This is a genomic window from Pseudomonas sp. SJZ077, from assembly GCF_007993905.1.
Taxonomy (GTDB): Bacteria; Pseudomonadota; Gammaproteobacteria; order Pseudomonadales; family Pseudomonadaceae; genus Aquipseudomonas; species Aquipseudomonas mandelii.
In genome coordinates this window covers 1-3,596 of record NZ_VIUJ01000043.1, presented here as the reverse complement: position 1 = coordinate 3,596, position 3,596 = coordinate 1, and the positions used below count along the sequence as shown (strand labels likewise).

Sequence of the window (3,596 nt, the reverse complement as noted above, 5' to 3'; positions counted from 1 at the left end):
TAAACTAATTCGCGCTTCCGCCCGCTGATTCCATAGGCAACCCTCGCGACTCTCAGTTTTCGAGGTGTTTAGCGCGTTTTCACACAGCCTGGACCAAAAGCAGACACTCAAAAAGCGTCCTGAACGATCAGGTTCTCATGTCATGAAATCATCCAGCTGTCGTACCATCGTCACATCGACAGAACGGAGGTTGATATGGGAAATGGTCAGGGCAGACGAGTCGTTGTCATTGGTGCAGGCATCGTTGGCGCGTCATTGGCGTATCACTTGGCCGGTAAAGGCGCGCATGTCACCTTGGTAGAGGCTGAAGATATAGCTTCGGGAGTGACTGGCAGCTCATTCGCTTGGCTCAATACCTCACACCCCGAACCTGATCCAATTGCGCAACTGCGCGGTTCTGCCATCAAGGAGTACCGCCGACTCGAAACGCAGCTGCCTGGTCTGGAGATACGATGGACAGGTGCCTTGTCTTACAGCGTGATGGCGATTGGAGCGCTGCCGATCCCAGGTCACCAAGCTTCGGCAAACCTGGTGTCTCGATCGCAGATTCTCGACCTTGAACCAAATCTCAAGAACCCTCCCCAGTCTGCTCTATATGCGGCTGAAGAAGGAGCGCTGGACGCAGTGGCAGCTACGCATGCGTTGATCGCAGGTGCCCAGGCGTATGGGGCGAAGATTCTCACTCAGACGCGAGTGCTCGGTTTTGTAACCCAGAGTGCAACGGTGACCGGAGTCGAAACAACAATAGGCATCATCGATGCCGATATTGTCGTATTGGCAGCCGGGACAGGCATCACGAAGCTGACAGACATGCTTGGAGTGTCCCTGCCGATAGAGGCCTCGCCTGCCATTTTCATCCGTTACAAGTCACAACCCAACCTCGTGCACACCCTCATCTCCAGCCCTGAAATGGAAGTGAGGCAAAGTTCGGATGGTGCGTTGCTGGCGGCAGAAGATTACCTGGACGACGCCATGGAAAATCAGCCGGCAGCGATAGCGCTTCGAACTGCCAAGACAATCCAGAACGAACTCCATGGTGTTGTTTCCATAGCTCCGGAATGGGCTTGTGTCGGACTCAGGCCCATGCCTGCCGATGGCATCCCCATCATCGGTTATCTACCCAAAGTAGGTGGCGTCTATGTTTGTGCAATGCACCCCGGAATTACTTTGGCGGCGATAGTGGGACGTCTGGCCAGCGAGGAGATCATCGATGACAAGGCGTCCAGTTCCCTTTGCCCATGCCGGCCCGATCGATTTTTGCAGGCGTAGGGGATCCTCTTGTGAGGCAGCAATAGGTCATTTCCGGCCTCTCGCGGAGATAGAATAGCGACCGCTGGTTCTTTCTGTGATGAGCTGATGCTTCGTCCGGTCGATATCAGGCATAACCCGTAGTCGATGCCTTATGAAGCTCCACCCTTAAAATTCCAACACTCAGCGATGGAATGAGAATGTCCAAAAAAACCATCTATGCCAAAGAATTCGACATCTGTGTATCGATGTCAGATTTAGTAACCTGGGAAGGTGACCAGAAGGCTCCCAGCGCCGACCTGCAGGCGGTATTTACCACCCTTGAAATTCCCGTCAACATTATCGAACTCCACGAGTTGTATTTCGCCCACCTTTACAACGGCTACGGCGACGTGCATGTGTATCATGCTCAAAATAACGGAGGCAGTATTTTCGCAATCGACTTGTATCGAGAGCTCACGGACCAGCAAGATTTGACAGGTCTATTTCTGCGTATTGAAAGCCCTGCATTTGATCAGGCACTCGCCCATCTCCGGTCATTCTTTGACAGCGCCAGGTGCCAGGTTGCCTTTGAGCAGGCAAGCTACTCTAGGCGACTTCGCGAAACGCTTGACGAAAGCAGATACCCTCGACTGGTCGAAGTCGATCACGACTTCATACAGCAGCATTACACTCATCGGTTACGCTAGCCAACCAGACACTGCACAAGTCCGATTCAGCGTTGGCTTTTAGCAATTGCGCCAATACTGTGTTCACTTGCCGATCGCCTCCTTGCGACCAAAGAATACGATCACCCGGCCCAATGCCGTCTCGGTACCGGCACGCAGGTCCATCGGCTCAGTGGTGAGCCAGATAGCATTGATTCGAATCACTGGAGCAGTTCGCGGGCGAAACGGACGCAGCCCTCTGGACCAGAGGCGGCCTATTTCAAAGTCATGATTTGCTCACCGAGAGGCCGCTCTGTGGTTACGGCACGATCAGTTGAGAGTATGGCGGTCGCTCTGAGCGGCATGAAAGCTGACAAGACGGTTGCTGGCCGAATTCTGCGGTTGCTGACCGGCAGCCATGGGTCGGTTGCTGCCCTTCGCGACAGGCTGTAATCGGCCAAAAGCGGTCAATCACCCGATGAAATTTGCCTTGCCCCTCCCTTCAATGTTGTATGTAATCCCCCGCACATTCAGTGCATTAAATGGTTCGCAGGATGGACACTAGTTCCCTCACATTTCAACAGTTGTTTCGTCCGGGAAGCTCCTCAAATGGCTGCACCGTGGCCGAACGATTCTCCATCGATTTTCTGATTGACGAACGTTCGTTGCTCAATGCTCTCGTCTTAGCTGATGGTGGTCATTCAGATTTCATGGGCTGTTTCGTCAAGGGCTTCCCGGAGCCAAACAGCCTATCTAACTCTCGCCTACTTTTACGCGAACACGCTGAAACAGAAAGTGGTCGTATCCTCCTTTACATCTGCCCCGAGTGCGGCGACATCGGGTGTGGCGCCTACTCAGTATATGTTCGCCAAAACGATGACTGTTTCACGTGGGATTCCTTTGCTTACGAGAACGGCTATGAAGAGCCTCAAATCATAGACGGTGTTGGCCCCTTCACATTTGAGAAGCATGCATATGAGGCAGCTATCAACGATGCGGCGGCGTTCTAAAAGATAATTCAACAACCCTATTGCAGGCATTCGCAACGGGCACAATCGGGCAGAAGCAGTCACCCAACGGGCTGACACAGTTACCTACGATCTTATCAAGTAACGTGGCTTAAATAGTTCGCCGATCTGCCTTAGTCAAAGACTGCTCCTGGTACTGCGGACAACGGATGTTATGGTATTCGGGCTGTATCACGCACGGAAGATGCCTCGGCGATTCCTCTTCCGAAGGTTCACCATTTTTTTAACAAACGGAGTCACCTACATGGAAGTCATTAATCAGTTGCAACCCGCAGAGTGTGCGGGCATGGAGGACATCCGACGCGAAATCGATGCCATTGATCAGGTCGTTATCAAGCTGTTGGGCAAGCGTTTTCACTACGTGCTGGCTGCCTGGAAGTTCAAGACCTCGGCGACTTCGGTGCGTGCTCCGGAGCGTTTCAAGGCCATGCTGGCGACACGTCGCGAGTGGGCCGAGGTCGAGGGTCTGAGCCCGGATGCAATCGAGAAGATGTACAGCGACCTGGTAAACCACTTCATTGCCGAAGAGATGAAACACTGGGTGACTCATCAATCCGAAACCTGATTCTGGTGTCCGGACTGTCCGTATATGGACTCCTCCTCGTTGCAAGCCTCCTTTGCTTTGGCGCCCGTGCCGACTGCACACGTATATTCGGCCTCTTACTGCGGCATC

Annotated in this window: 4 protein-coding genes; all 4 read left to right on the top strand. The window is 53.2% G+C overall.

Features of this window, described 5'->3' with window-relative positions; translation table 11 throughout:
- Window positions 1-195: 195 nt before the first annotated feature.
- The 4 genes from FBY01_RS31415 (at window position 196) to FBY01_RS31400 (ending at window position 3,488) form a co-directional block, all read left to right on the top strand.
- The gene (locus FBY01_RS31415) at window positions 196-1,269 is read left to right on the top strand and encodes an FAD-binding oxidoreductase (protein ID WP_145311116.1); all 1,074 of its coding nucleotides are present in this window, start codon (window positions 196-198) and stop codon (window positions 1,267-1,269) included.
- A 179-nt stretch (window positions 1,270-1,448) separates the two neighbouring features.
- Window positions 1,449-1,937 carry a hypothetical protein gene (locus FBY01_RS31410; protein ID WP_145311114.1) on the top strand — a complete coding sequence of 163 codons (489 nt, stop codon included), beginning with the start codon at window positions 1,449-1,451 and terminating at the stop codon, window positions 1,935-1,937.
- A gap of 578 nt (window positions 1,938-2,515) precedes the next feature.
- Window positions 2,516-2,905, top strand: a complete 390-nt coding sequence (locus FBY01_RS31405; protein WP_256664584.1) for a hypothetical protein — start codon at window positions 2,516-2,518, stop codon at window positions 2,903-2,905.
- A 262-nt stretch (window positions 2,906-3,167) separates the two neighbouring features.
- Window positions 3,168-3,488, top strand: coding sequence for an isochorismate lyase (locus FBY01_RS31400; RefSeq protein ID WP_145311109.1), 321 nt, complete (start codon window positions 3,168-3,170; stop codon window positions 3,486-3,488).
- Window positions 3,489-3,596 lie beyond the last annotated feature (108 nt).

Bases quoted from the DNA above. Each gene is read 5' to 3' on its own strand.
- FBY01_RS31410 (WP_145311114.1), top strand. From the start codon at position 1,449: ATGTCCAAAAAAACCATCTATGCCAAAGAATTCGACATCTGTGTATCG.
- FBY01_RS31400 (WP_145311109.1), top strand. From the start codon at position 3,168: ATGGAAGTCATTAATCAGTTGCAACCCGCAGAGTGTGCGGGCATGGAG.
- FBY01_RS31415 (WP_145311116.1), top strand. From the start codon at position 196: ATGGGAAATGGTCAGGGCAGACGAGTCGTTGTCATTGGTGCAGGCATC.